This window comes from Pseudomonas sp. CFBP13528, assembly GCF_005233615.1.
GTDB lineage: Bacteria > Pseudomonadota > Gammaproteobacteria > Pseudomonadales > Pseudomonadaceae > Aquipseudomonas > Aquipseudomonas fluorescens_AM.
Genome location: NZ_QGAJ01000001.1, coordinates 228,878 through 254,358, shown reverse-complemented (window position 1 = coordinate 254,358; position 25,481 = coordinate 228,878). Strand labels below are relative to the sequence as shown.

General features: G+C 60.2%; 22 protein-coding genes. 16 read left to right on the top strand and 6 right to left on the bottom strand.

The genetic code is table 11. The features are described 5' to 3' along the window. Positions 1 to 10 precede the first annotated feature (10 nt). Together tssJ and tagH are read right to left on the bottom strand one after the other, a co-directional pair. Positions 11 to 520 (bottom strand): type VI secretion system lipoprotein TssJ, encoded by a 510-nt coding sequence (gene tssJ / locus PspCFBP13528_RS01180; RefSeq protein ID WP_137199503.1) that lies wholly within the window; start codon positions 518 to 520, stop codon positions 11 to 13. 56 nt (positions 521 to 576) lie between these two features. Further along, entirely contained in the window at positions 577 to 1,905 is a 1,329-nt protein-coding gene (tagH, locus tag PspCFBP13528_RS01175; protein WP_065953259.1) for a type VI secretion system-associated FHA domain protein TagH, read from the bottom strand. 392 nt (positions 1,906 to 2,297) lie between these two features. On the opposite strand from tagH, the gene tssA reads away from it, so the two are divergent. From tssA to PspCFBP13528_RS01100, 14 genes are all read left to right on the top strand, one after another. Further along, positions 2,298 to 3,317 (top strand): type VI secretion system protein TssA, encoded by a 1,020-nt coding sequence (tssA, locus tag PspCFBP13528_RS01170; RefSeq protein WP_065953260.1) that lies wholly within the window; start codon positions 2,298 to 2,300, stop codon positions 3,315 to 3,317. A 54-nt stretch (positions 3,318 to 3,371) separates the two neighbouring features. After that, the gene (tssB, locus tag PspCFBP13528_RS01165; RefSeq protein WP_003195557.1) at positions 3,372 to 3,878 is read left to right on the top strand and encodes a type VI secretion system contractile sheath small subunit; all 507 of its coding nucleotides are present in this window, start codon (positions 3,372 to 3,374) and stop codon (positions 3,876 to 3,878) included. A 2-nt stretch (positions 3,879 to 3,880) separates the two neighbouring features. Next, positions 3,881 to 5,377 (top strand): type VI secretion system contractile sheath large subunit, encoded by a 1,497-nt coding sequence (gene tssC, locus PspCFBP13528_RS01160; protein WP_104505157.1) that lies wholly within the window; start codon positions 3,881 to 3,883, stop codon positions 5,375 to 5,377. Between the two features lie 165 nt (positions 5,378 to 5,542). Next, positions 5,543 to 6,031, top strand: coding sequence for a type VI secretion system tube protein Hcp (locus tag PspCFBP13528_RS01155; protein ID WP_005792512.1), 489 nt, complete (start codon positions 5,543 to 5,545; stop codon positions 6,029 to 6,031). A gap of 78 nt (positions 6,032 to 6,109) precedes the next feature. Continuing rightward, the gene (tssE, locus tag PspCFBP13528_RS01150; protein ID WP_042945974.1) at positions 6,110 to 6,625 is read left to right on the top strand and encodes a type VI secretion system baseplate subunit TssE; all 516 of its coding nucleotides are present in this window, start codon (positions 6,110 to 6,112) and stop codon (positions 6,623 to 6,625) included. Next, positions 6,622 to 8,481 carry a type VI secretion system baseplate subunit TssF gene (gene tssF, locus PspCFBP13528_RS01145; RefSeq protein WP_137199502.1) on the top strand — a complete coding sequence of 620 codons (1,860 nt, stop codon included), beginning with the start codon at positions 6,622 to 6,624 and terminating at the stop codon, positions 8,479 to 8,481. The genes tssE and tssF overlap by 4 nt, the downstream gene beginning before the upstream one ends. After that, positions 8,445 to 9,488, top strand: a complete 1,044-nt coding sequence (tssG, locus tag PspCFBP13528_RS01140) for a type VI secretion system baseplate subunit TssG (protein ID WP_101218694.1) — start codon at positions 8,445 to 8,447, stop codon at positions 9,486 to 9,488. The genes tssF and tssG overlap by 37 nt, the downstream gene beginning before the upstream one ends. Further along, on the top strand, positions 9,481 to 12,135 hold the full coding sequence (gene tssH / locus PspCFBP13528_RS01135; protein ID WP_065953264.1) for a type VI secretion system ATPase TssH: 2,655 nt from the start codon (positions 9,481 to 9,483) through the stop codon (positions 12,133 to 12,135). The genes tssG and tssH overlap by 8 nt, the downstream gene beginning before the upstream one ends. A 156-nt stretch (positions 12,136 to 12,291) precedes the next feature. Next, a complete protein-coding gene (locus tag PspCFBP13528_RS01130) occupies positions 12,292 to 14,232 on the top strand; it encodes a type VI secretion system tip protein VgrG (protein ID WP_137199501.1) in 1,941 nt (646 codons plus the stop codon). Positions 14,233 to 14,247: 15 nt separating this feature from the next. Beyond that, on the top strand, positions 14,248 to 14,682 hold the full coding sequence (locus PspCFBP13528_RS01125; RefSeq protein ID WP_065953266.1) for a DcrB-related protein: 435 nt from the start codon (positions 14,248 to 14,250) through the stop codon (positions 14,680 to 14,682). A gap of 12 nt (positions 14,683 to 14,694) precedes the next feature. Then, positions 14,695 to 19,083, top strand: a complete 4,389-nt coding sequence (locus PspCFBP13528_RS01120) for an RHS repeat-associated core domain-containing protein (protein WP_137199500.1) — start codon at positions 14,695 to 14,697, stop codon at positions 19,081 to 19,083. 1 nt (position 19,084) lies between these two features. Then, the gene (locus PspCFBP13528_RS01115; RefSeq protein WP_065953267.1) at positions 19,085 to 19,654 is read left to right on the top strand and encodes a DUF1629 domain-containing protein; all 570 of its coding nucleotides are present in this window, start codon (positions 19,085 to 19,087) and stop codon (positions 19,652 to 19,654) included. Positions 19,655 to 19,772: 118 nt separating this feature from the next. Next, entirely contained in the window at positions 19,773 to 20,420 is a 648-nt protein-coding gene (locus PspCFBP13528_RS01110; RefSeq protein WP_137199499.1) for a hypothetical protein, read from the top strand. Between the two features lie 505 nt (positions 20,421 to 20,925). Then, positions 20,926 to 21,282 carry a hypothetical protein gene (locus PspCFBP13528_RS01100; protein WP_057726105.1) on the top strand — a complete coding sequence of 119 codons (357 nt, stop codon included), beginning with the start codon at positions 20,926 to 20,928 and terminating at the stop codon, positions 21,280 to 21,282. 85 nt (positions 21,283 to 21,367) lie between these two features. Here the strand turns inward: PspCFBP13528_RS01100 and PspCFBP13528_RS01095 are convergent, their stop codons facing one another. From PspCFBP13528_RS01095 to PspCFBP13528_RS01085, 3 genes are all read right to left on the bottom strand, one after another. Further along, complete coding sequence (locus PspCFBP13528_RS01095) at positions 21,368 to 21,643, bottom strand: HU family DNA-binding protein (RefSeq protein WP_003213368.1); 276 nt, start codon at positions 21,641 to 21,643, stop codon at positions 21,368 to 21,370. A 190-nt stretch (positions 21,644 to 21,833) separates the two neighbouring features. After that, complete coding sequence (locus PspCFBP13528_RS01090; RefSeq protein ID WP_137199497.1) at positions 21,834 to 22,982, bottom strand: FAD-dependent oxidoreductase; 1,149 nt, start codon at positions 22,980 to 22,982, stop codon at positions 21,834 to 21,836. Positions 22,983 to 23,019: 37 nt separating this feature from the next. Beyond that, positions 23,020 to 23,187, bottom strand: a complete 168-nt coding sequence (locus tag PspCFBP13528_RS01085) for a rubredoxin (protein ID WP_065953270.1) — start codon at positions 23,185 to 23,187, stop codon at positions 23,020 to 23,022. A 193-nt stretch (positions 23,188 to 23,380) separates the two neighbouring features. Between PspCFBP13528_RS01085 and PspCFBP13528_RS01080 the strand changes: the two genes are divergently transcribed. Then, complete coding sequence (locus tag PspCFBP13528_RS01080) at positions 23,381 to 23,944, top strand: chorismate lyase (RefSeq protein ID WP_065953271.1); 564 nt, start codon at positions 23,381 to 23,383, stop codon at positions 23,942 to 23,944. Beyond that, positions 23,944 to 24,834: a 4-hydroxybenzoate octaprenyltransferase gene (gene ubiA, locus PspCFBP13528_RS01075; protein WP_124388797.1), complete on the top strand. Its 891-nt coding sequence runs from the start codon at positions 23,944 to 23,946 to the stop codon at positions 24,832 to 24,834. Before PspCFBP13528_RS01080 ends, ubiA begins: the two co-directional genes overlap by 1 nt. Positions 24,835 to 24,953: 119 nt before the next feature. Here ubiA and PspCFBP13528_RS01070 read toward each other — a convergent pair whose 3' ends face one another. Next, a complete protein-coding gene (locus PspCFBP13528_RS01070) occupies positions 24,954 to 25,331 on the bottom strand; it encodes a hypothetical protein (protein WP_101218700.1) in 378 nt (125 codons plus the stop codon). Positions 25,332 to 25,481 lie beyond the last annotated feature (150 nt).

Genomic DNA, 25,481 nt, shown 5'->3' with positions numbered 1-25,481 from the left:
CGATTGCTTGTTATTGGGCTGGGCTGGAGGGGGTAGCCACGACGTCGGCGCGCACGGCGCGCACATCAAGGCTGATCTGATATTCGGTGTATTGGCGTGGCGGCACGTTGATAACGGCGCGCCATTGCGCCCGGTCAAGCTCGCGATAGCCCACCAGCAGGCCGATCTGCCGGGTGGCCGGGTCGAGATCGCGCTGAACGCTCAGCTGTTGGCCGGGCTGGATCACCACTTCGTCCTGGTCCAGCAGGTCCAGGCCAAGCGTGGATTGCGCACGGTCAGCCAGGGCGAAGTAATCGGAGCGCGCGAACGTCGCGGCGTTTTTCAGCTCGAAAATACGCACCCGCACCGGGGCGGCCTGGCCGTTGGCGCCGGGGTTGAGCCCGGCGATCGCATGAAAATGCAGCTCGACGGCGGCAGTGTTCGCTTCAGCGTCGGCGCCGGCTTCGGGCTTGGCCGCGTCCTTGGCACACGCCGTCAGCAGCAGCGCGGTGGCGGCTGAAAGTAAAAACCTGGGAATCATCCTGCGTCCTCAATGACGTGTTTAGCTATCCGTTTTATCCATCACTGCGACGCGGCTCAGCGTCGCTGTCGTGCACTGTGCGCTTCGTAGGCCCGGCTGAATTCGCGGCCGAACAGGTCCTGGAAATCTTCCTGGGCCTCGCGGGAAATATTGTTGTAGAGCTCGGTGAATTGCTGCCAGTACTGGGCCTGGCGCGAGCCGTTGAAAATACTCGAGAGGCCGCCGGGCTTGCCCATGCGTTCCTCCAGCTGCGCCGGTTCAAAGCGCAGCAGCAAGTGCTTGAGCGCTGCTTCCACACCTGCCATCACGGCCAGTTGGTGCGCGCGCAGGTCGTCGAAACTGTCACGCACGGCAGCGTCCGGCGCCATGAAGGCCGGGTTGCCGTGACGAAGCAGCAGCAGTAACGCTTCGTCGGCATTCGGAGCGAATTTCAACGGATTGTTTTCGGCGGGGCGGATCATGGTCTGCTGCATGCGAAATTCGCCCTTGAGGCTGGCGCGGGCACGCAACACGTCGATCAGGCCTTCGACCATCAGCCGGTAACTGCGGCCGATGCTTTCCATCTGGGCGCAGGCATCGGCCTGGTCCAGACGCAACTGATCGAGGCCGGCACCGCGCAGGAAAGCCTGCAAGAGGTCGGCTTGTGGCTGGGCGTCGTCAGCGGGGAGCGCAACCGGCTCGACCACAGGCGGCGGCGCAATCACCGGCGCGGGGGGTGGCGCAACAGGGGCGAGCGGCGCGGGCGCGTCGCCAAGCAGGTCCCAGTCTTCGGGAATGACCGCACCGGCCACCGCCGGGGGTTCGGCCACCGGCACGGCAACCGGAGCCGGCGCACGGAAGTCATGTTGCTCGGAGGGCACGTGGTCTGCCACGGTGGCCGGTGGCACGGCAGCGGGGCTGAGGAAATCGAACAGGTCCGGCAGGGTCTCCATCGACGAAGCGCCATGAAACTGCGGCGCGATCATCGGTGTCGGCGCGGGCGGGCTCGCCACCGCGCCCATCAACGCCTCAAAGCTGTTCGGCGAATCACCGGCGAACGGCTGGCTGTCGACGGCCTGCACATTGAAGTCGATGCGCGCCTGGATTTCGTAATCGCCGATGCGAATCAACTCCCCATCCTGCAGCGGCTCGCTGTTACCACGGCGCAACCGGATGCCGGCGTTGACCAACTCCACACCGTTGGTACTGTTGTCGGTTAAATAATAACGGCCATCTTTGTACTGAATAACGCAATGTTGCGAGGAGACAAGGCGTTCGGGGTCGGGCAATACCCAGTCATTTTCCGAACTGCGGCCGATCGCCATCGAGCCCTGGTTCATGGACTTTTCGGCGCACTGCCCTGGGGTAATCTTGTGATAACTAGTGATAGTCAAACACAGCGACATCTTGCCTCCTTGCTGATACATCGCGCGCAGTCGAGACCTGGCCTACGCTTGCCTGAATATCGCCGCCAGGTCGTGGGACCGACCTTCCAAATCCGCATTTGCCAGCATGATCGCTGATCTTATCCGGCTTGCATGACAAAAATCCTCTGCGGGCGCAGCGTTCGACCCATCAGTCGCGCAGGTTGTTAAACACCGCACATCTGTCACAGAGGGCGAATAGCTTACCTTGACAAGGCATAAGTACTACACCAAAAATGCACAACTTCTTGAACATCAGTGATGGCACGATAGTGGCATTCTGAGGCTATGACCAAGAAAACATGCAAAGTTCACCGCGCAACTAATGCATGCATTGCCCGGCATCTAACGGGCTGATAGGGAGATCGAATTCTGTGGATGTGCCGTTGCTGCTCACCGCCGTTTCCGCGACTTCGCCCTGTGGCGAAGACATGGAATATGACGCGCAATTTCTGCAATTGGAACGTGATGCCAAGGGCCAGCCCGAGCGCAGCATGGGCGACTCGATCCTGCCCGCCGAGCCGCCGGAGTGGCGCAGCATCCAGCAACAGAGCCTCGACCTGTTGCAGCGCAGCAAAGACCTGCGCATCACCCACTTTCTGCTGCAAAGCACCCTCGCCCTCCAGGGCGTGGCCGGACTGGCCGAAGCGCTGACGCTGATCGATGCGTTGCTGCGCGATTACTGGGCCGACCTGCACCCACGCCTGGATGCCGACGACGATAACGATCCCACCGTGCGCATCAACGCCCTCACCGGCCTGACCTGCGACACCAATATTCGCCTGCTGCGCGAGAGCATCCTCACGCGCTCACGTACCTTCGGCCCTGTGACTCTGCGCGCGGCGCTCAACGCCAGCGGCCTGTTGAGCTTCCCCGATGAACAACTCGGCGCCCAGCAACTCAACGCCGCATTCCTCGACAGCGACCCGGAGCACTTGCAGGCCACCCGCGATGCGCTGGTTGCCGCGCGCGCCGCCTGCGAAGCCATCGAACAACAGGTCAACGAACAGGTCGGTTCCGCCCAGGGCGTGGACCTCAGCGCCTTGAAGCAGCCGCTCAAGCAAGCCCTGCAATTGCTCAATCAAGCGGTGCCCGGCGCCGACAGCAGCAGCGAACCCGAGGCGGTCAATGAAGACCATGCCCCCTCGGTGGACTACGCCGCTGCCCCCGCTGCCCCGCGTCCGGTCGGCGATATCGCCAGCCGCGACGATGTGCTGCGCAGCCTCGACAAAATCCTTGCGTATTACACCCGGCACGAGCCTTCAAGCCCGCTGCCGGTGCTGTTGAACCGTGCGAAGAATCTGGTGCATGCCGATTTCGCGGCGATCGTGCGCAATCTGATTCCCGACGGCATGTCCCAATTTGAAAACCTGCGCGGCCCGGACAGCGAGTAAGCCGCCGGACCGTGCAGTAACAACACCGTCGCTCAAGCGACCAGGAGCAGCAACGTGGCGAAGCAAAGTTCTCAGAAATTCATCGCGCGCAACCGCGCGCCTCGAGTGCAGATCGAGTACGACGTCGAGCTTTACGGCGCCGAGAAAAAGGTCCAGCTGCCCTTCGTCATGGGTGTGATGGCCGACCTCGCCGGCAAACCAGCCGAGCCGCTGGCACCCGTGGCCGACCGCAAGTTCCTTGAAGTGGACGTCGACAACTTCGACTCACGCCTCAAGGCCATGCAGCCGCGCGTGGCCTTCCACGTACCGAACGAGCTGACCGGCGAAGGCAACCTGAGCCTGGACATCACCTTCGAAAGCATGGACGACTTCAGCCCGGCCGCTGTGGCGCGCAAGGTCGACTCGTTGAACCAGCTGCTCGAAGCCCGCACCCAGTTGGCCAACCTGCTGACCTACATGGACGGCAAGACCGGCGCTGAAGAAATCATCATGAAGGCGATCAAGGACCCGGCACTGCTCCAGGCACTTGCCAGTGCGCCCAAGCCTGCAGGGGAGCAGTAAGCATGACTGACAATACCGTTCGCGAAGGCGCGCCCAACCTGGGCGCCACCGAAGAAACCAGCGAGTTCGCCTCGCTGTTGATGCAGGAATTCAAGCCCAAGACCGAGCGCGCTCGCGAAGCCGTGGAGACCGCCGTACGCACCCTGGCCGAACAGGCCCTGGCGCAAACCGACCTGGTGTCCAACGACGCGATCAAGTCGATCGAGTCGATCATCGCCGCGATCGACGCCAAGCTCACCGCCCAGGTCAACCAGATCATCCACCATCAGGATTTCCAGCAGCTGGAAAGCGCCTGGCGTGGCCTGCATTACCTGGTCAACAACACCGAGAGCGATGAGCAGCTGAAGATTCGCGTGCTCAACATTTCCAAGCCGGACCTGCACAAGACCCTGAAGAAATTCAAAGGTACGGCGTGGGACCAGAGCCCGATCTTCAAGAAAATGTACGAAGAAGAGTACGGCCAGTTCGGCGGTGAACCTTATGGCTGCCTGGTGGGTGACTATTACTTCGACCAGTCGCCGCCCGATGTGGAATTGCTGGGCGAGCTGTCGAAAGTCTGCGCCGCCATGCACTCGCCATTCATCGCTGCCGCGTCGCCGACCGTGATGGGCATGGGCTCCTGGCAGGAACTGTCGAACCCGCGCGACCTGACCAAGATCTTCACTACCCCGGAATACGCCGGCTGGCGCTCGCTGCGTGAATCGGAAGATTCGCGCTACATCGGCCTGACCATGCCGCGCTTCCTCGCGCGCCTGCCGTATGGCGCCAAGACCGACCCGGTGGAAGCCTTCGCCTTCGAAGAAAACACCGACGGCGCCGACAGCTCCAAGTACACCTGGGCCAACGCCGCATACGCGATGGCGGTGAACATCAACCGTTCGTTCAAGCACTACGGCTGGTGCTCGCGCATCCGTGGCATCGAGTCCGGCGGCGAAGTGGAAAACCTGCCGGCCCACACGTTCCCGACCGATGACGGTGGCGTGGACATGAAGTGCCCGACCGAAATCGCCATCAGCGACCGTCGTGAAGCGGAGCTGGCGAAGAACGGTTTCATGCCGCTGCTGCACAAGAAAAACACTGACTTCGCCGCGTTCATCGGCGCCCAGTCGCTGCAGAAACCGGCCGAATACGACGACCCGGACGCCACCGCCAACGCGAACCTGGCCGCGCGCCTGCCGTACCTGTTCGCCACCTGCCGTTTCGCCCACTACTTGAAGTGCATCGTGCGCGACAAGGTCGGCTCCTTCAAAGAGAAGGACGAGATGCAGCGCTGGTTGCAGGACTGGATCCTCAACTACGTCGATGGCGATCCTGCGCACTCCACCGAGACCACCAAGGCCCAGCACCCGTTGGCAGCTGCCGAAGTGATCGTGGAAGAAGTCGAAGGCAACCCGGGGTATTACAACTCCAAGTTCTACCTGCGCCCGCACTACCAGCTTGAAGGGCTGACGGTGTCGTTGCGCCTGGTATCGAAGCTGCCTTCGGCCAAGAGCGCTTAAGTAATTCGCTCTTCTGTGGGAGGGGGCTTGCCCCCGATAGCATCACCTCGGTCGGCCTCACAAACCGAGTTGCCTGCATCGGGGGCAAGCCCCCTCCCACACAAAAGCAATGGCCCTTTTGGGGCATAACCAAATTCAGTGGCTGAGTCCACACAGGGAGAAAACATGGCTGTTGATATTTTCATCAAGATCGGCGACATCAAGGGCGAGTCCATGGACAAGGCCCACAAGGACGAAATCGACGTGCTGAACTGGAGCTGGGGCATGGCCCAGTCCGGCAACATGCATGTGGGCGGTGGCGGCGGCGCGGGCAAGGTGAATATCCAGGACCTGTCGCTGACCAAATACGTCGACAAGGCATCGCCGAACCTGATGATGCACTGCGCCAGCGGCAAGCACATCGACAAGGTCAAGCTGACCGTGCGCAAGGCCGGTGGCGAAAGCCAGGTCGAGTACATGGTGATCAACCTGGAAGAAGTGCTGGTCACCTCGCTGAGCACCGGCGGTTCGGGCACCGATGACCGCCTGACCGAAAACGTCACCCTGAATTTCGCCCAAGTGATGGTCGACTACCAGCCGCAGAAAGCCGACGGCACCAAAGACGGCGGCGCGATCAAGTTTGGCTGGAACATCCGTTCCAACACCAAGCGCTGATAGCCCCTGCAGCCGTGGCCTTGCGTCACGGCTGCAGACATTTTGTCCCTCCCGCAACCCGTCCGTGGAGCTGCTTTGGTGGTAACTGAAATCGCTTCCCGCGACCGTCTGCAACCGTCCCTGCTGGACCGGTTGACCGACGACGACCCAACCAATCCCAAGGAAAGCGCCGACAAACGCGTGCTGTCCCTGACCCAATTGAAAGCCTCGGTACTGCGCGACCTGGCGTGGCTGCTCAACACCACGTCGTTGCTCGATGCCGATGCCACGCTGCACACCCCGGCCGGTACGTCGGTGGTCAATTACGGCCTGCCGGCGCTGGCGGGCAACAGTGTTTCCAGCGTGGATATCAAGGCCCTGGAAGCCCTGATCTACCAGGCCATTGCCACCTTCGAGCCGCGCATCCTGCGCCACACCCTGCGGGTCAAAGCCCGTGTCGGCCAGGGCGAGATGAATCACAACGCCCTGAGTTTCGAAATCGAAGGCGACCTGTGGGCGCAACCGGTGCCGTTGCGCCTGTTGCTGCAGACCGATCTGGACCTGGAATCCGGGCATGTGCGCGTGGTCAATGCCGACCAGCGGAGACGCCCATGAACCCGCGCCTGCTGGAGCTGTACAACCAGGAACTGCACCACGTGCGCGAAAGCGCCGCCGAGTTCGCCAAGGAATACCCGAAGATCGCCAGTCGGCTGACCCTGTCCGGTATGGACTGCGCCGACCCGTACGTCGAACGCTTGCTCGAAGGCTTTGCCTACCTGACGGCCCGCGTGCAGCTCAAGCTCGACGCCGAGTACCCGACCTTCACCCACAACCTGCTGGAAATCGCCTACCCGCACTACCTGGCACCGACGCCGTCAATGACCGTGGTGCAGCTGCAGACCGACCCCGACGAAGGCTCCCTCGGCGGCGGCTTCCCGCTGCCCCGCGACACTGTACTGCGCGCCGCCCTGGGCCGTGAAACCCAGACCTGCTGCGAGTACCGCACCGCGCACCCGGTGACGCTGTGGCCGCTGCAGGTCAGCCATGCAGAGTACTTCGGCAACCCGTCCGCCGTGCTCGGCCGCCTGGCCGCCAGCGAACCGAAAGCCAAGGCCGGTCTGCGCCTGACCCTGCGCACCGGCGCCGAATTGCCGTTCAACAGCCTCGAGCTGGACAACCTGCCGCTGTACCTCAGCGGCGCCGATGAGCAGCCGTTCCGCCTCTACGAACAACTGCTGGGCAACGCCTGCGCAGTGTTCGCGCGCAAGCCCGGTGGCGACTGGGTTGAGCGCCTGCCTCAGGATGCCTTGCGTTCACGCGGTTTCGACGATGCCGACGCGGCCATGCCGGTGGTGGCGCGGGCGTTCCAGGGCTATCGATTGTTGCAGGAGTACTTCGCCCTGCCCCACCGTTTCCTGTTTGTCGAATTCGCCGAACTGAGCCGCGCAGTCAAACGTTGCGACGGCCAGGAGCTGGAGTTGATCGTGCTGTTCGACCGTCACGACCCCAGCCTGGAAGGCAGCGTCGGCGCGGCGCAGTTCCTGCCGTTCTGCACGCCGGCGATCAACCTGTTCCCCAAGCGCGTGGACCGTATTCACTTGTCTGATCGGGTCAACGAACACCATGTGATCGCCGACCGCACCCGGCCGATGGATTTCGAGATTCACTCCCTGAGCGGCATCACTGGCCACGGCACCGGGCCGGAGCAGTCGTTTTTGCCGTTTTACGCCGTGCGCGATCCTTCCCGCTATGGGCGCGACCAGGCCTATTACACGGTACGCCGCGAACCCCGCGTGCTGTCCAGTGACCAGCGTCGCAACGGCCCGCGTTCCACCTATGTGGGCAGCGAAACCTTCGTCAGCCTGGTGGACAGCCGCCAGGCGCCGTATCGGCATGACCTGCGCCAGCTCGGCGTGACGGCGCTGTGCACCAACCGTGACTTGCCGTTGTTCATGAGCGTGGGCAACGGCAAGACCGATTTCACCCTCGCCGACAGCGCGCCGGTGCTCTCTGTGCGCTGCGTCGCAGGCCCCAGCCGCCCACGCGCCAGCCATGCCCACGACGCCAAGGCCTGGCGCCTGATCAGCCAGTTGTCGCTCAATTACCTTTCGTTGAGCGAACAGGGCCAGGGCGCCGGCGCCTTGCGCGAACTGCTGCGCCTGTACGGCGACAGTAACGACGCCGCGCTGCAATTGCAGATTGAAGGCTTGCGCGAAGTCAGCAGCAAAGCCGTGACCCGACGCCTGCCGATGCCCGGCCCGATCGTGTTTGGCCGGGGCCTGGAGATCACCCTGGAATTCGATGAAAACGCGTTTCGCGGCACCGGAGTGTTCCTGCTCGGTGCGGTGCTGGAACGCTTCCTGGCACGCTACGTGTCGATCAACAGTTTTACCGAGACGGTGATCCGTACCACCGAACGCGGCGAGATCATGCGATGGAAAGCCAAGCCCGGACGGCGTCCGACCCTGTGAGTACCCTGGACGCGATGCACCAGGAGCCCTGGGAATATGACTTCTTCCAGGCGCTGCGGCGTATCGAGTGCGAATCGCCAGACCTGCCGCGCCTGGGCCACTCCCTGCGCCTGGCGGACGACCCGCTGCGCCTGGGGCAACAGGCCGATTGCACCTTCGCCCCGGCCACCCTGGCGTCGGTCGACCCTGGCGGCGACGGCAAGCCGGCGCGGCTGGAGCAATTCTTCTTCGGCCTCGGCGGCCCCAACGGCCCGCTGCCGCTGCACATCACCGAGTATGTGCGCGAGCGCCAGCGCAACAACGCCGACAGCACCAGCAAGCAATTTCTGGACGTGTTCCACCATCGCCTGCTGACCTTGTTCTACCGAGCCTGGGCCGAGGCACGGCCGACGGTCAGCCACGACCGGCCAGACGATGACTACTGGTCCGCACGCCTCGCCGCCTTGAGTGGCCGCGGCATGCCGAGCTTGCTCAACCAGGGCTTGATCGCCGACACGGCGAAGCTGCATTACAGCGGCCACTTGTCGGCGCAAACCCGCTACCCGGATGGCTTGAAGGCGATCCTCAGCGAGTACTTCGGCTTGCCGGTAGCGATCGAGGAATACGTCGGCCAATGGCTGGAACTACCCGAACGCAGCCGCGTCGGCGTGAGCGCCAACCGGCTGGGCGTGGATTTCTGCCTGGGCAACCATGTGTGGGACCGCCAGCACAAATTCCGTATTCGCCTCGGGCCGCTCAAGCTCGACGATTACATGGGCATGCTGCCCGGCCACCCGCCGTTCAACGAACTGGTGGCCTGGGTGGCCGAGTACCTGGGCCATGAACTGGACTGGGACTTGAACCTGGTCCTGCAACAACCTGAAGTCCCGGCGCTGCAACTCAACGGCCGGTTCCGCCTGGGTTTCAATACCTGGCTCGGCCAACCTGCACATGACGCCAACGACCTAATCCTGGCCCGGCATTACGCCGATCACGCCACCACCTCAAGGAATCCAGAGCATGGGTGAAATCAGTCGCGCCGCACTGTTCGGCAAACTCAACAGCGTGGCCTACAAGGCCATCGAAGCCGCCACCGTGTTCTGCAAACTGCGGGGCAACCCGTATGTGGAACTGGCCCACTGGTTTCATCAGTTGCTGCAACTGCAGGACTCGGACCTGCACCGCATCATCCGCCAGTTCAACCTGGAACCGGCACGCCTGGCCCGCGACCTCACCGACGCCCTGGACCGCCTGCCGCGCGGTTCGACCTCGATTACCGACCTGTCGTCCCATGTGGAGGAAGCGGTGGAGCGCGGCTGGGTGTATGGCAGCCTGATGTTCGGTGAGAGCCAGGTGCGCACCGGTTACCTGGTGCTGGGCATTCTGAAAACGCCGAGCCTGCGCCATGCGCTGCTGGGCTTGTCTGCCGAGTTCGACAAGATCAAGCCCGAAGCCTTGAGCGAACGCTTTGACGAGTACGTCGGCGACTCGCCGGAAAATGCCTTGAGCGCCAGCGATGGCTTCAATGCCGGTGTGCCAGGCGAAGCCAGCGGCGCCATGGCCCCCAGCGCGATGGGCAAGCAGGAGGCGCTCAAGCGTTTCACCGTCGACCTGACCGAACAGGCGCGCAGCGGCAAGCTCGACCCCATCGTGGGCCGTGATGAAGAGATCCGCCAACTGGTGGACATCCTCATGCGTCGCCGCCAGAACAACCCGATCCTCACCGGTGAAGCCGGGGTGGGCAAGACCGCCGTGGTCGAAGGTTTCGCCCTGCGCATTGTCGCCGGCGACGTACCGCCTGCGCTCAAGGACGTGGAACTGCGCAGTCTCGACGTGGGCCTGCTGCAAGCCGGCGCCAGCATGAAAGGCGAGTTCGAACAGCGTCTGCGCCAGGTCATCGAAGACGTGCAGGCCTCGCCCAAGCCGATCATCCTGTTTATCGACGAAGCCCACACCCTGGTCGGTGCCGGTGGCGCCGCCGGCACGGGCGATGCAGCCAACCTGCTCAAGCCTGCGCTGGCCCGTGGCACCTTGCGTACCGTGGCCGCCACCACTTGGGCCGAGTACAAGAAGCACATCGAAAAAGACCCGGCCCTGACCCGCCGTTTCCAGGTGGTACAGGTTGCCGAGCCCTCGGAAGACAAGGCACTGCTGATGATGCGCGGCGTGGCGTCGACCATGGAGAAACACCACCAGGTGCAGATCCTCGATGAAGCGCTGGAAGCTTCGGTCAAGCTGTCCCACCGCTATATTCCGGCGCGCCAGCTACCGGACAAATCCGTGAGCCTGTTGGACACCGCCTGCGCCCGCGTCGCCATCAGCCTGCATGCGGTGCCGGCCGAAGTGGACGACAGCCGCCGTCGTATCGAAGCCCTGGAAACCGAGCTGCAAATCATCGCCCGCGAGCATGCGATCGGCATCGCCATTGGGGCGCGCCAGACCAACAGCGAAGCCTTGCTGAGCGCCGAGCGTGAGCGCCTGGCCACATTGGAAAGCCGTTGGGCTGAAGAAAAAGCCCTGGTGGATGAGCTGCTTGCCACCCGTGCGACCTTGCGTGAAAAAGCCGGCGTGGTGGACAGCGGCAGCGATGAATTGCGCACGCAACTGGTCGACCTGCAGCAGCGCCTCAGCGCACTGCAGGGCGAAACCCCGCTGATCCTGCCGACCGTGGATTACCAGGCCGTGGCCTCGGTGGTCGCCGACTGGACCGGTATCCCGGTGGGCCGCATGGCGCGCAATGAACTGGAGACGGTGCTCAACCTCGACCAGCACCTGAAGAAACGCATCATCGGCCAGGACCACGCCCTGCAGATGATCGCCAAGCGCATCCAGACCTCCCGCGCCGGCCTCGATAATCCGAGCAAGCCGATTGGTGTGTTCATGCTCGCCGGCACCTCGGGCGTGGGCAAGACCGAAACCGCCCTGGCCCTGGCTGAAGCCATGTACGGCGGTGAACAGAACGTGATTACCATCAACATGAGCGAGTTCCAGGAAGCTCACACCGTGTCGACCCTCAAGGGCGCGCCACCGGGCTATATCGGCTACGGCGAAGGCGGTGTATTGACCGAAGCGGTACGGCGCAAACCTTACAGTGTGGTGCTGCTGGACGAGGTGGAAAAAGCCCACCCGGACGTGCATGAAATCTTCTTCCAGGTGTTCGACAAGGGCGTGATGGAAGACGGCGAAGGCCGGGTGATCGACTTCAAGAATACGTTGATCCTGCTGACCACCAACGCCGGTACCGAGCTGATTTCCCACGTCTGCAAGGACCCGGCAAACATTCCCGAGCCCGAGGAAATCGCCAAGGCCCTGCGCCAGCCGCTGCTGGAGATTTTCCCGCCGGCCTTGCTCGGTCGCCTGGTGACGATTCCGTATTACCCGCTGAGCGACGAGATGCTCAAGGCGATCACTCGCCTGCAACTGAACCGCATCAAAAAGCGCGTGGAAAACACCCACAAGGTCGCCTTCGACTACGACGACGCGGTGGTCGACCTGATCGTCTCGCGTTGCACCGAAACCGAAAGCGGCGGGCGCATGATCGACACTATCCTCACCAACAGCCTGCTGCCGGACATGAGCCGTGAATTCCTCACACGCATGCTCGAAGGCAAGGCGTTGGCGGGGGTGCGGATCAGCAGTCGGGATAACGAGCTGCACTACCAGTTCAACGATTGACCTGACGAAACTCGATCCAAATGTGGGAGGGGGCTTGCCCCCGATAGCGGTGAATCAGTCACCGGATGCATCAGCTGACACACTGCTATCGGGGGCGAGCCCCCTCCCACACTTTGAACCGGTTTCTTCAGTCATTTAGTCATTAAGAGACGCCCGATGTTATTCAACCAAGCCTCACGCCTGGCCCAGATCACCAGCCCCCTCGGGCCGGATGTGCTGTTGCTCAATGAAATGGGCGGCGGCGAAGAGCTGGGACGGCTGTTCAACTACGAGCTGCAACTGACGTCTTTGGACGCCAACATCGACCTCAACCAGTTGCTGGGCAAGCCGATGAGCGTGGGCCTGCAACTGGCCAACGGTGGCGAGCGGCATTTCCACGGCATCGTCGCGCGCTGCAGCCAGAACATCGACCAGGGCCAGTTCGCCAGCTACCAGGTGACGTTGCGCCCATGGCTGTGGCTGCTCAGCCGCACCTCCGATTGCCGGATTTTCCAGAACCTGAGCATCCCGCAGATCATCAAGCAGGTGTTCCGCGACCTGGGCTTTTCCGACTTCGAAGACGCCCTGAGCCGGCCGTACCGCGAGTGGGAATACTGCGTGCAGTACCGCGAGACCAGCCTGGATTTCGTCAGCCGCTTGATGGAACAGGAAGGTATCTACTACTTCTTCCGTCACGAGCAGGACCGCCATGTGCTGGTGCTGGCCGACGCCTATGGCGCCCACACCACGGTGCCCGGCTACGCCTCGATTCCGTACTACCCCAAGGACGAGCAGCAGCGCGAACGCGACCACATGCATAACTGGCACCTGGCGCAGGAGGTGCAGCCCGGCTCGCTGGAGCTCAACGACTATGACTTCCAGCGGCCCAGCGCGAGCATCGACGTGCGCTCGGCCATGCCGCGTCCGCACACCGCCGGCGACTACCCGCTGTACGACTACCCCGGCACCTACGTGCAGAGCGCCGACGGCGAACACTACGCGCGCACCCGCATCGAAGCCCTGCAAACCCTGCATGAACAGATCGAGTTCGCCGGCAATGCCCGCGGCCTGGGTTCGGGCCACCTGTTCAGCCTCACCGGCTTCAGCCGCCAGGACCAGAACCGCGAATACCTGATCGTCGGCTGTCGCTACTACATCGTTCAGGAAAGCCTGGAAAGTGGCGGCGGATCCGGCTCGGCGCAGTTCGAAAGCAGCCTGACCTGTATCCCCGCGCAACAGAGCTACCGCACCCTGCCCACCACCCATCGGCCCGTGGTCAAAGGCCCGCAAACGGCGCTGGTGGTCGGCCCCAAAGGCGAGGAAATCTGGACCGACCAATACGGCCGCGTGAAGGTGCACTTCTACTGGGACCGTCACGACCAATCCAACGAAAACAGCTCATGCTGGATTCGCGTGTCGCAGTCCTGGGCCGGCAAGAACTGGGGCTCGATGCAGATTCCCAGAATCGGCCAGGAAGTGATCGTCAGCTTCCTCGAAGGCGACCCCGACCGACCGATCATCACCGGGCGGGTATACAACGCTGAGCAGACCGTGCCTTACGACCTGCCGGAAAACGCGACCCAGAGCGGCATGAAAAGTCGATCCAGCAAAGGCGGCACGCCGGCCAACTTCAATGAAATCCGCATGGAGGACAAGAAGGGCCTGGAGCAGTTGTACATCCATGCCGAGCGTAACCAGGACATCGTGGTGGAGGTGGATGAGAGCCATTCGGTGGGGCATGACCGGAATAAGAGCATTGGACATGACGAGGTGGTGACCATCGGCAATAACCGTCTGCGCATCGTCAAGCAGGAAGACATCCTCTCAGTGGGCCAGCGCAAGACCGACAGCATCAGCCAGAGCTACGTCATCGAAGTGGGCGAAAACCTGCGCCTGGTCTGCGGCGAAAGCATCCTGGAATTGAACGCCAGCGGGCAGATCAACCTCACTGGCGTGCAAATCAGCTTCTACGCCAGCGGCGATGCCGAGTTCAATACCGGCGGCCTCCTACACCTGAATAATGGTGGCGGCGCGGGCGCCACACCGGATGGCCAGGGCGTGAAAGCCAGCATCGACGCCAATATCAAAGCCGCGTTCCCCACGCCTAAAAGCTCCTGACGAGATCTGTTTGCCATGACGTATCGAATCAATGAATTCCAGTTTCAACTGCCTGCCGGCGAGTTGCAGGACGCGACGATCAACATTCTCAAGTTCCCCGAACTGGGCACCTCCCTGATCGTCAGCCGCAGCTTGCTGGGCGAAGGTGAAACCCTGCACAGCAACTTCAACGACCAACTCCAGCGCCTGGAAAAACAGGTGCAGGATTTACGTTATCAACCGGGTGTCGATGTGCGTTTGGGCGCGGCTCAAGAAGTGGCAGGGATCGAATTGCGCAGCCAGTTCAACAAGGGCAATGACAAGGTGTTCCAGTATCAATTGGCACTGGTGATTCCGGGCACGCGCAAGATGCTTGCTCTCAGCTACGTGAAGGCGGACGCGCTGGGTGAGGCCGAGGCGGCGCATTGGGCCTTGATAAAAAACTCACTGTCGTTCGACGCTATTTCCTGATGAGCGGCCTGCATGTCTGACGCGTTATGGGCAGCCCGGATGGGCGATGCGCTCGCCCACACTTCGATGATGGCCGACATCCTCGGCGGTGTGCTGGAGGTGGCGGCGAATATCGCGATTACTGCTGTAGCGACTGCCGCAGTAGTCGCGGCCACCGGCATTACCGTCGCCACCGGCGGGCTGGGCTGCTTCCTGTTGGGCGCGGTGGTGGGCACGATTGTCGGCCTGGCCATGAGCAAGACGGGCGCGGATAAAGGCCTGACGAATTTATGCGACAGCTTCAGCAATGCGCTGTTTCCGCCCACGGTACAGGCCAATATTCTCACCGGTTCCACCAACACACTCACCAATAACATCCCCGCCGCCCGCGCCGCCGGCGCGATCAGCTCTCACGTTGCGCCAGCGGGTACCGAACTGGAAGAGCCGGCACCTGCGCCTGAGGCCAGCTACCTGGACATGGCCGAGAGCTTCTTTTCGCAGATGTGGCGTCCGACCGTCGCCACGCCTGCGCCAGGTGCCGTGCCCAAGCCGCTGGACCTGGTCGTGTGCATGAAACACCCGCCGATGCCGCCGCAGTTTCTGGCCGAAGGCTCGGACAAGGTCACGATCAACGGCCAACCGGCGGTGCGCAGCGGTGACCGCAGCACGTGTGATGCGACGGTGGTTTCGTCCGGGTTGATTTCATCGAACGTGACCATCGGCGGTGGATCCGTGGTAGTGCGCGAAATTCGCAGCGGCAAGACGCCTGGCGTGGGGCTGGCGGTGACGGCATTACTGATGCTCAAGGGTGGCAAGGGCAAGTTCTTCAGCAAGTTGCCCTGCATGCTGATCGGCGGTGCGACCTCGATGGCGGTCAGCAGTGCGATGGGAGCGATGGCGAATGCTGCCATGGGCTCGTCGAATCCGGTGCATGCGGCGACGGGCGCGAAGGTATTGGGCGATGTCGATGAGCTGGATTTCATGCTGCCCGGCATCTTGCCGATTGACTGGCAACGTTTCTATAACAGCCGCGACGAACGCACCGGCAGTCTGTTTGGCGCGGGCTGGAGCGTGCCGTATGAGGTCTGCGTCGAAGTCCGGCCTCATCCCGACGGCGGCGAGACGCTTGTATACACCGACGAGCAAGGGCGCCCTATCGACATGGGTTCGATTCCCTTGGGCGGCGCGGTGTTCAGCGCCGGTGAAGGGCTCGCTGTGCGGCGGCACCTCAATGGGCAGTTGCTGATTGAGAGCGATGATGGCCTGTACCGTCTTTTTGAACTTACGACTAACCCGTCGCGACTGCGCCTGGCTCAGTTGGGGGACCGCAACGACAACCGCATCCATATTGATTATGACGAGGCCGGACGCCTGGTACGGCTGCGCGATACCTTCGACCTGGTGCAGGTTGAGCTGATTCGCGACGGCGAACAGGTCAGTCGCATCGAACGGGTGTATCCCGATCAACGCCGTGAGGCGCTTGTTGGGTATGGCTACGACACCGCCGGCAACCTGGCCGAGGTGCGTGATGCCACCGGGCAGGTGCGGCGGCGCTTCGCCTACGACAGCGACCGGCGCATGGTGGAGCATCAGTTGCCGACCGGGTTGCGTTGTTTCTATGAGTGGGCTTTGGTTGAAGGCCTGGAATGGCGCGTGGTGCGGCACTGGACGGATGAAGGCGACGCGTATCAATTCGACTATGACTTGAACGCCGGCCTTACCCGCATCACCGACGGATTGCAGCGCATCAGCACCCGGCACTGGAACACGCAGCACCAGATCATTCGCTACAGCGACAACCTCGGACAGACCTGGCTGTTCGAATGGAACGATGAGCGCCAATTGCTCAGCGCCACCGACCCGCAGGGTGGGCGCTACGAATACAGCTACGACGAGTCCGGCAACCTGATCGGCGAAACCGACCCACTGGGCCGCAGCGATTCGACCTTGTGGCTGGAGCATTGGGCACTGCCGCTGGTAGAGACCGACGCCGCCGACAACAGCTGGCAATATCGCTACGATCAGCGCGGCAACTGCATCGGCGAAACAGATCCGCTGGGCTACGTCACCCGGTACCGCTATGACGCCCATGGCCAGGTCGTGGAAATCATCGACGCCACCGGCAAAAGCAAGAAACTGCGCTGGAACCCGTTCGGGCAATTGGTCGAGCACATCGATTGTTCGGGTTACCCGACGCGTTTCAGCTACGACGAGCGCGGTTATCTGCACGTCATCACCGATGCACTGGGTGAGCGCACGCAATTCAGCTACGACGCTCAGGGGCGCTTGCTAAGCACTCAATTGCCGGATGGCCGTATCGAGCAGTACCAGCGCGACATCAGCGGTCAACTGCTGGGGTATACCGACCCGGCCGGGCACACCACGCTCTACCAGCACAACCGCCGCGGCCAAGTCAGCCAGCGCACCGACGCCCATGGCCGGCAGGTGAAGTTCGGCTACGACAGCTACGGGCGCCTGCAAGCGCTGATCAACGAGAACGGTGAACGCTATCGCTTTGCCTGGGACGCCGCCGACCGCCTGGCCGAGCAGCAGGACCTGGACGGCAGCGCCAAGCGTTACGACTACGACCTGCTGGACAACATCACCACGGTAACCGCCATTGCGGCGCCTTATGGCAACGGCCTGGCGGTGGTCCCCGAGGCACCACCCGCCCCCATTGTTCATCGGCTGGAGCGTGATTCTGTCGGCCGGCTGGTGGCGAAAGTCACCGACGATGGTCGCACTGAGTACAGCTACGATGCGGTGGACCAGCTCACGGCGGTGACTTTCACCGATCTACAAGGCAATGCACAGGCCTTGGGCTTCGCCTACGACGCCCTCGGCCAACTGCTTGTCGAACAGAGCGCGGCCGGTAGCCTGAAACACCACTACGACGAACTCGGCAACCTGATCCAGACCCAACTACCCGACGGCCGTTGGCTCAACCGCCTGTACTACGGCAGCGGCCATCTGCACCAGATCAACCTCGACGGCCAGGTCATCAGCGACTTCGAACGCGACCGCCTGCACCGCGAAGTCCTGCGCACCCAAGGCCAGCTCAGCACCCGCAGCGAATACGACCGCAGCGGCCGCCTGCGCTCACGCCAGCGCCGCCTTGCCAGCCAACCATCGTTGATGCCCGCAGCCGCGCAGAAACAGTTCGAGTACGACCCTGCCGACAACCTGATCGGCAAACTCGACCAGCAACCCGCCACGCAACATCGCCAACTGCTGCACTACGACGCCACCGGCCGCATCATCGCCAGCCAGGACAGCCTGCATGGCCAGCGCGAAACCTTCGCCTACGATGCCGCCGCCAACCTGCTTGACGGCTCGCAGGCGGGTGCCGGGTTGGTGGTGCATAACAAGCTGCTGACGTATCAGGACAAGCGTTATCGCTATGACGCGTTTGGGCGGATGATTGAAAAGCGCAGTGCCAAGCGAGGCGTGCAGCGGTTTGCGTATGACGCTGAAAGTCGGTTGATTGAAGTGCGCAATGAGAACGGTAGCGTGGTCAGAATGGCGTATGACCCGCTGGGGCGCCGGATTGAAAAAACCGAGCATGGCAGCGATGGGTATCCGCTGGGGGAAACACGGTTTACGTGGGATGGTTTGCGGTTGTTGCAGGAGCATAAACATAGCCAGACCAGTCTTTATGTTTACGAAGATGAAAGCGGTTACGAGCCCTTGGCTCGCGTGGACGGCATTGGTCCGTTGCAGAAGATTCGTTACTACCACAACGACCTGAACGGCTTGCCCGAGCAACTGACCGAAGCCGATGGTCACAGCGTCTGGCAGGCGACTTATCGGGTGTGGGGCAACACGCTGGAAGAGGTGCGGGAGCCTTATTACATCGAGGAGCAGAACCTGCGGTTCCAGGGGCAGTACCTGGATCGGGAGACGGGGCTACACTACAACACTCTCAGGTTCTACGACCCCGAAATAGGGAGATTCACGACTCCAGATCCGATCAGTTTACTGGGCGGCATAAACCTGTACCAATATGCGCCAAATCCAATTACATGGGTTGATCCATGGGGCCTGTTTAATTGGAACTATAAAAATATGCCTGGAATCGATGGATTCCAGAAACACCATATTATTCCTCAATCGCTGGCTGATCACCCTGCTCTGAAGAAGGCTGGATTCGACATACACAAAACTTCCAACATCATTTACTTGCCTAGTGAAGAGGGCAAGCACAAATATCGCACTATTCACAAAGGCTCACATCCGGGTTACAACAAAGCTGTTCGGGCACAACTCAATGAAATATCCCTCGCGGGCAAGGCTGGAAAATGGAAAAAAGCCCAGTACGCGCAGGCAGTGAGGGAGGTTGTCAGCTCTGAAAGGTCGGGATTACGCAATGGGCGTACTCGGTTGAATAAAAACTCAACTCAAGCAGGTCGCTGCGGGAAATAATATGTACCTATTAGAAATCAGTGAAAATTATTCAGAAATTTACTGGTTCAAATACGACCAGAAAAAATCTCCCGACCACCTATTGTTTATTAGTGGAGAAGAGCAATCATCAATTGCTACCACTCCAACCTTTAGAAATAAAAATAAGATCAGCGCATCTCGCCTAATGTCCTTCGATCTTCTTCAAAGTGACACGCTTGAATTTGTAAGCGAGGCAATGGCCAACGTACTGCGCAAATTCCCGACAGACGTTCAGCTTTTTCCTGCCAACGTTTATCTAAAAGAAGAAAAGCTGGAAGGTTACTATGTATTCAATGTGATCCAGATACTTCCTTGTATTGATTTGAATAACTCTCAATATGGTCCCATGTTCAGCTTTATGCCGGATGGCCCTCTGAGATTCACCACTCTTCAAAGTCTGCCACCTGCTACCTTAGGCAATCACCATATCGTGAGAGCTAAGGAAAGTTCACAACGCATCTTTGTTTCCCAGCAGTTCAAGCAGCAATGCGAAGCATCCCAGCTTAAAGGTCTTCGATTCGTAGACTGTTCCAAAGGTATCCAAGTCTGAACAATAAAGGGGACTGAACAATAAACAACAATAAAGGGGACGGACCTATTTAATCCGGATAGGGACTATAAATAAATCCGACCCCTTTATCGGTTAGTTTTTCGAAGTGAATACTGCAATGAATCTAAATCTACTGACTTTGCAAGAAAATGACGCATCTGCTCTGAGAGATGGCGTTCGTGTACGTCAACTGAGCCATCACGTTACCCAGATATTCATGACGTTGCTGCCCAAGGTCGAGCTAAACGGTAGTAGCAAAATAGTTGTTTCGTTGGGACCTCGCGGAGACGAAGATGTATTTGATAATGTCTTAGGCGTGACCAATATCTTCGTTGAAAATTTCGACTTCAAACAGTTTCTCTCTCTGAACCGCCGTAGCCAGGATGAAAAATTATTGGAAACGTTGCGTCAATCACTCACTCTTATTGCAACGAAAAAAGAAGACAATCAAGCCATTGTTGATGTTATCAACTCAACCGCTGAGGCCGTATTAAAAACAAATTTTGAACTAGAAACTCAAATCAAAAAACTCTCAAAAACCAGCAAAAATAAAAAATCCAAGATAAATGTTTATCGAGTGCTCAATGCTGCAGTCGGTGAAGGCTGGTACTGTGAAGAGCTCTTCCCGGCACATAAAAAAAGCTGGATGCATGAGCTGCCCGGCTTTATTGACCGGAGCGACTTATTCAAAACTGCGGAAATCAATGACTCTGCTTATAAAATCAAAAATCGTCTCGGCAAAGTGGTTTTTGAAATCGCTCTTTGATAATGAAATCCCTTACTCAACCAACAAAATTCAAGGCTATCTTGGAGTTCGCGGTGTGCAGCTCCACGGCAGCAAGGCTATCAAGTTTTTATAGAAAAGTAGAAAAAGGGAAAGATTTATTTAAAGATCTCCTAGCCAAGCAATTGCGAAAATAAATCCGTCCCCTTCTCCCTTCTCAAAGGACTCCGTACATTTCGCCGAATCCAACAGACAACTGCATTACGCAATGAAGAACGATCCCGCATTGCAAGCTACTGTCGAAGCAAAACACCCAGGCATCTCAAAATGGGTTGCGCCGAAGAAAAATGGCAAGTTCAGAACAACAGCAATGAAGGCTCGACCTGGCATCACCACCCTGTAGTAGGTGGCAATTTGCAGTTGGTCAGTCACGAGGACCATAAAAACCGTCACGGCGACTACCACCCGAAAGGCCGTAACGGTAAACGAGTAGGCGGCAGAAAAACGTGGGGTGGCGGGTCATCTTGTAGAAAATGAGGAGTCACTGATGAAAAAGATGCAAGGCATCACCAACCTGTTCAGCACCGTCAACTCCCATACCGATAACGACTGGGTCTATACCAACTTGGATAAATGGGAAGAAGAACCAAGGAATGCAATTTTCTACCTCATTTCCGAGGAGGAAATTGACGATCTCGAGGAAGACGATAAAACAGTCGAGAATTCTGCCGGCGAGCTTATCCCCAAGTCCCTGGAAAAAGAAAACGTCGAAACTTGGTTGGATGTGCAAACTCTACAAGCCATATTTGAAGTCATTCAAAAGAAGGTTAACGCGCCAGATAATGATATTTTGATCCGAGCAATCAATCACTATCGGGAATACGACGACTTCATGGAAGGCTGATTCCTATCCAACAAAAATGGGCACCCAACCCCGTCGGCGTGCCCATTTTTCATACCAACCCGCTTCCCTTCAGGCGGTACCGCTTTTACGGATTGACGCTGTCTTTAAGCGACTTGCCCGGCTTGAACGCAACAGTATTGCTGGCCTTGATCTTCACCGGCTCACCGGTCTGCGGGTTTTTGCCGGTGCGGGCGCCGCGGTGGCGTTGCAGGAAAGTGCCGAAGCCAACCAGGGTGACGCTGTCTTTGCGGTGCAGGGCGCCGGTGATTTCTTCGAGAACGGCGTTGAGGACGCGGTTGGCCTGTTCCTTGGTGAGATCGGCCTTTTCAGCGATGGCGGCGGCGAGTTCTGGTTTACGCATATGTGAAGCCTCTTTGACGGTTTTTTGTTGTTATGTCCGTGCTGCTCTCTGGTGGAGCAGCGCCAAGGCGCCGCAGGCTCTACTCTGCGGCAGACGGGAGTGAGGATGGCATGCCCTCGCACGCTCCGCCAGCCTCGCCGCGACCTTTCTACGGGTAAGAAGAGGCTGATTCCGACAGAACGACCGACATTTACGCCAGCAGCGGCGGAAGTTCTTTATTCAATGCCAGTTTTTCCATGACGGCGGTGCCCGTCAGCGCGTAGCCCAGCAGGCGACCGCTGGCGTCGCGGCACAAGGCCTTGATGTCGGCGCCCTCGCCTTCGACACTCCATACGCCTTCGCTACCGCGTGGCGGCGGCGAGACCACCAGCGGGCAGACCGGGGTTTTCACGGTGATGGGCATCGGCCCGTAGCTCACGGCGGTAGCGTTGCCGGCCAGGGTCTGGGCCAGGGCGCGGGCGCAGGTCATCAGGGGCATGACGTACAGCAGGTTCAAGCCATCGACCTCGGCGCAGTCGCCCAGGGCGTAGATATTGGCGTGGGAGGTCTTGAGGTGGCGGTCCACCATGATGCCGCGGTTGATCTGCAGGCCGGCCGCCGCCGCCAGGTCGATGCGTGGGCGCAGGCCGATGGCGGAGACTACCAGGTCGCACTGGATCACTTCGCCGTCCGACAGATGGGCTTCCAGGCCATCGGCGTTGCGTTGCAGGCGGTTGAGTACCGGCCCCAGGTGGAAACGCGCGCCAATGCCTTCCAGCCCGGCTTGCACCGCAGCCGCAGCCGCCGGATGCAGCAGGGTCGGCATGACTTGTTCGCACGGCGCGACGAGGTCGACTTCATAGCCGCCAAGGATCAGGTCGTTGGCAAATTCGCAGCCGATCAGGCCGGCGCCGAGCAGCAGCACGCGGCGTTTGCCGGCAGCGGCGGCGCGAAAGCGCGCGTAGTCTTCAAGATCGTTGATCGGGAAAATCAGCTCGGCGGCATCACCCTCGACCGGAACACGCACGGTCTCGGCACCCCAGGCCAGGATCAGGTCGCGGTAGGTCACTGACTCCTCGCCGATCCACAAGCGCTTGTGGCCCGGGTCAATGCCGCTGATACGGGTGTGGGTGCGTACCTGGGCCTTGAGTTGCTCGGCCATGGCGCCAGGTTCGGCCATGCTCAGGCCATCGGCTTCCTTGTTCTTGCCAAAACCGGTGGAGAGCATGGGCTTGGAGTAGGAGCGCCCATCATCCGCGGTGATCAGCAGCAATGGGGTGTCGCTGTCGAGCTTGCGAAACTCCCGGGCTACGTTGTAACCGGCCAATCCTGTGCCGATGATCACGACAGGTGAGTTCATTCCTTTCTCCTTGTAGTACGTTTCGTAAAACTTCAAATTAGCCGATTTCGATCATTTCGAAATCCATTTTGCCTACGCCGCAGTCCGGGCACAGCCAGTCTTCCGGAACATCTTCCCAACGGGTGCCGGGCACAATTCCGTCATCCGGCCAACCATCCGCTTCGTTGTAAATCAGGCCACAGACGATACATTGCCACTTTTTCATTACGTACTTCCTCAGGGTCCAGGCATCTTGGCCGACGGTCGATAGACCAGCGCTGCCGCTCGGCTCAGGGCGTTTGTACTGATCGCAGCCGGCAGATGCAAGTAGGATTGGCTTAAACGTCGGGTCAGCCCGGCAAAAGTTCAGGACGCCATGGTAAGCTCGCCGCCTCTTTTGCCGCCAATATTGACTTGCCGTGCCGCACTCAATCGCCCCTTCCGATGCTTGCCGATGGCTGCCCCAGAGCCTTCTGAGTCCGATGCCTGCGCCCTTGACCCTCGATTGGCTGTTCGATGAAGGCTCGCTGACGCGGCGGCTGACAGGGCTGTCCGGCAACGACTTCAGCGTGACGCCGCTGCTCGAAGGCTGGCAACCGTTGCGCGACGATGAATGTACGGCGCTGGCCCTGCCCCCGGGCACTGTCGGCTGGGTACGCGAGGTGTATTTGCGCGGGCATGACCAACCCTGGGTGTTTGCCCGCAGTGTCGCGTCACGCGGGGCATTGCAGGGCGACGGCTTGCAGATGGATGAGTTGGGCAGCCGCTCGCTGGGCGAGTTGTTGTTCTGCGACCGCGCCTTTACCCGCCAGCCGATCGAAGTGTGCCATTACCCGGCACCTTGGCTACCCGCTGCGGATCAGGTCGACGGGCTGTGGGCGCGCCGCTCGCGTTTCGATCGCGGGGCGCTGAGCGTGCTGGTGGCGGAAGTCTTCCTGCCGAGTGTCTGGCAGGTGCTGCATGACCATCCGGAGAACCGCTGATGTACCAACGTGTGCTCAAATCCTTGAATCGCCTGAACCCCAGGGCCTGGGATTTCATTCAACTGACGCGCATGGACAAGCCTATCGGTATTTACCTGCTGCTGTGGCCGACGCTATGGGCGCTGTGGATCGCCGGCAAGGGCTCGCCGTCGCTGCTCAATATCGTGATTTTCGTGCTGGGTGTGGTGCTGACCCGTGCCGGTGGCTGCGTGATCAATGACTGGGCCGACCGCAAGGTCGACGGGCATGTGAAACGCACCGAGCAACGTCCGCTGGTCAGCGGCAAGATCAGTTCGAAAGAGGCACTGGTGTTTTTTGCGCTGCTGATGGGCATCAGTTTCCTGCTGGTGCTGCTGACCAACGCCAGCACCATCCTGCTGTCCCTTGGCGGGCTGGCGCTGGCGGCAAGCTATCCGTTCATGAAGCGTTACACCTATTACCCGCAGGTGGTGCTGGGCGCGGCGTTCTCCTGGGGCATGCCGATGGCATTCACGGCCGAGACCGGCCATCTGCCAGCCGAGGCCTGGCTGCTGTACATCGCCAACCTGTTGTGGACGGTGGGTTACGACACCTATTACGCGATGACCGACCGCGACGACGATTTGAAGATCGGCGTGAAATCCACCGCAATCCTGTTCGGTGATGCTGACCGCGTGATCATTCTCACCCTGCAGGGCCTGGCGCTGGTGTGCCTGTTGCTCGCCGGGGCCCGGTTCGAGCTGGGCGGCTGGTTTCACTTGGGTCTGCTGGCGGCGGCAGGCTGTTTTGCCTGGGAATTCTGGTACACCCGAGACCGGGACCGTATGAAGTGCTTCAAGGCGTTTTTGCACAACCACTGGGCCGGGTTGGCGATTTTTGTGGGGATTGTGGCTGACTACGGGTTGCGATGAGAGGTTTGCGGTAACTGTTCCGACGCCATCGGGGGCAAGCCCCCTCCCACATTTGAAGGTGTTAACCCATCAACTGTGGGAGGGGGCTTGCCCCCGATGATTTCAGCAGCGCCGCGCAGTCAAGGCTTGATGATATGCCAAGCCCCACCCTTGCCATCCCCGGTCTTGTCACCGGCTTTCTTGTCATCCTTGTAGGTGTAGACCGGCTTGCCTTTGTAGGCCCATTGACTGGTCTGATCGTCGCGGGTAATCACTGTCCAGTCGCCAGCCTTGGTATCGGTAGACTCGGCCTTCAGCGGCGGCCAATTGGTCGCGCACTGGTCCTTGCACACGGACTTGCCGTCGGCGTCCTTGTCGAAGGTGTAGAGCGTCAGGCCTTTGTGATCAACCAGCATCCCGTCTTTCGTCATCGCAGGTTCTGCGGCCAAAGCCAGGCCCGGCAGCGTCAACGCGGCCGTTACCAGCAGGGCTTTCCAGGAAATCGTGCTGTAAGTCATCGGAACCTTCCTTTTGTGGTTGTCAGGATTCGGACCCAAAGGGTAGTCCAGAGTGCCGTGAATTGCCCAAGGGTCTAAATTACTGTCACACGACTGCAATAATTCCGTTATCTAATGCGGCGCAAGACAGTTAAATGACAAAGAGGATTT

Excerpts from the sequence above, each read along its gene's own strand:
- tssC (WP_104505157.1), top strand. The coding sequence starts at position 3,881 with ATGACTGACAATACCGTTCGCGAAGGCGCGCCCAACCTGGGCGCCACC.
- PspCFBP13528_RS01115 (WP_065953267.1), top strand. The coding sequence starts at position 19,085 with ATGTACCTATTAGAAATCAGTGAAAATTATTCAGAAATTTACTGGTTC.
- PspCFBP13528_RS01125 (WP_065953266.1), top strand. The coding sequence starts at position 14,248 with ATGACGTATCGAATCAATGAATTCCAGTTTCAACTGCCTGCCGGCGAG.
- tssH (WP_065953264.1), top strand. The coding sequence starts at position 9,481 with ATGGGTGAAATCAGTCGCGCCGCACTGTTCGGCAAACTCAACAGCGTG.
- PspCFBP13528_RS01090 (WP_137199497.1), bottom strand. The coding sequence starts at position 22,982 with ATGAACTCACCTGTCGTGATCATCGGCACAGGATTGGCCGGTTACAAC.
- PspCFBP13528_RS01100 (WP_057726105.1), top strand. The coding sequence starts at position 20,926 with ATGAAAAAGATGCAAGGCATCACCAACCTGTTCAGCACCGTCAACTCC.
- ubiA (WP_124388797.1), top strand. The coding sequence starts at position 23,944 with ATGTACCAACGTGTGCTCAAATCCTTGAATCGCCTGAACCCCAGGGCC.
- tssF (WP_137199502.1), top strand. The coding sequence starts at position 6,622 with ATGAACCCGCGCCTGCTGGAGCTGTACAACCAGGAACTGCACCACGTG.
- PspCFBP13528_RS01120 (WP_137199500.1), top strand. The coding sequence starts at position 14,695 with ATGTCTGACGCGTTATGGGCAGCCCGGATGGGCGATGCGCTCGCCCAC.
- tssG (WP_101218694.1), top strand. The coding sequence starts at position 8,445 with ATGGAAAGCCAAGCCCGGACGGCGTCCGACCCTGTGAGTACCCTGGAC.
- tssJ (WP_137199503.1), bottom strand. The coding sequence starts at position 520 with ATGATTCCCAGGTTTTTACTTTCAGCCGCCACCGCGCTGCTGCTGACG.
- tagH (WP_065953259.1), bottom strand. The coding sequence starts at position 1,905 with ATGTCGCTGTGTTTGACTATCACTAGTTATCACAAGATTACCCCAGGG.
- PspCFBP13528_RS01085 (WP_065953270.1), bottom strand. The coding sequence starts at position 23,187 with ATGAAAAAGTGGCAATGTATCGTCTGTGGCCTGATTTACAACGAAGCG.
- PspCFBP13528_RS01095 (WP_003213368.1), bottom strand. The coding sequence starts at position 21,643 with ATGCGTAAACCAGAACTCGCCGCCGCCATCGCTGAAAAGGCCGATCTC.
- PspCFBP13528_RS01110 (WP_137199499.1), top strand. The coding sequence starts at position 19,773 with ATGAATCTAAATCTACTGACTTTGCAAGAAAATGACGCATCTGCTCTG.
- PspCFBP13528_RS01130 (WP_137199501.1), top strand. The coding sequence starts at position 12,292 with ATGTTATTCAACCAAGCCTCACGCCTGGCCCAGATCACCAGCCCCCTC.
- PspCFBP13528_RS01155 (WP_005792512.1), top strand. The coding sequence starts at position 5,543 with ATGGCTGTTGATATTTTCATCAAGATCGGCGACATCAAGGGCGAGTCC.
- PspCFBP13528_RS01070 (WP_101218700.1), bottom strand. The coding sequence starts at position 25,331 with ATGACTTACAGCACGATTTCCTGGAAAGCCCTGCTGGTAACGGCCGCG.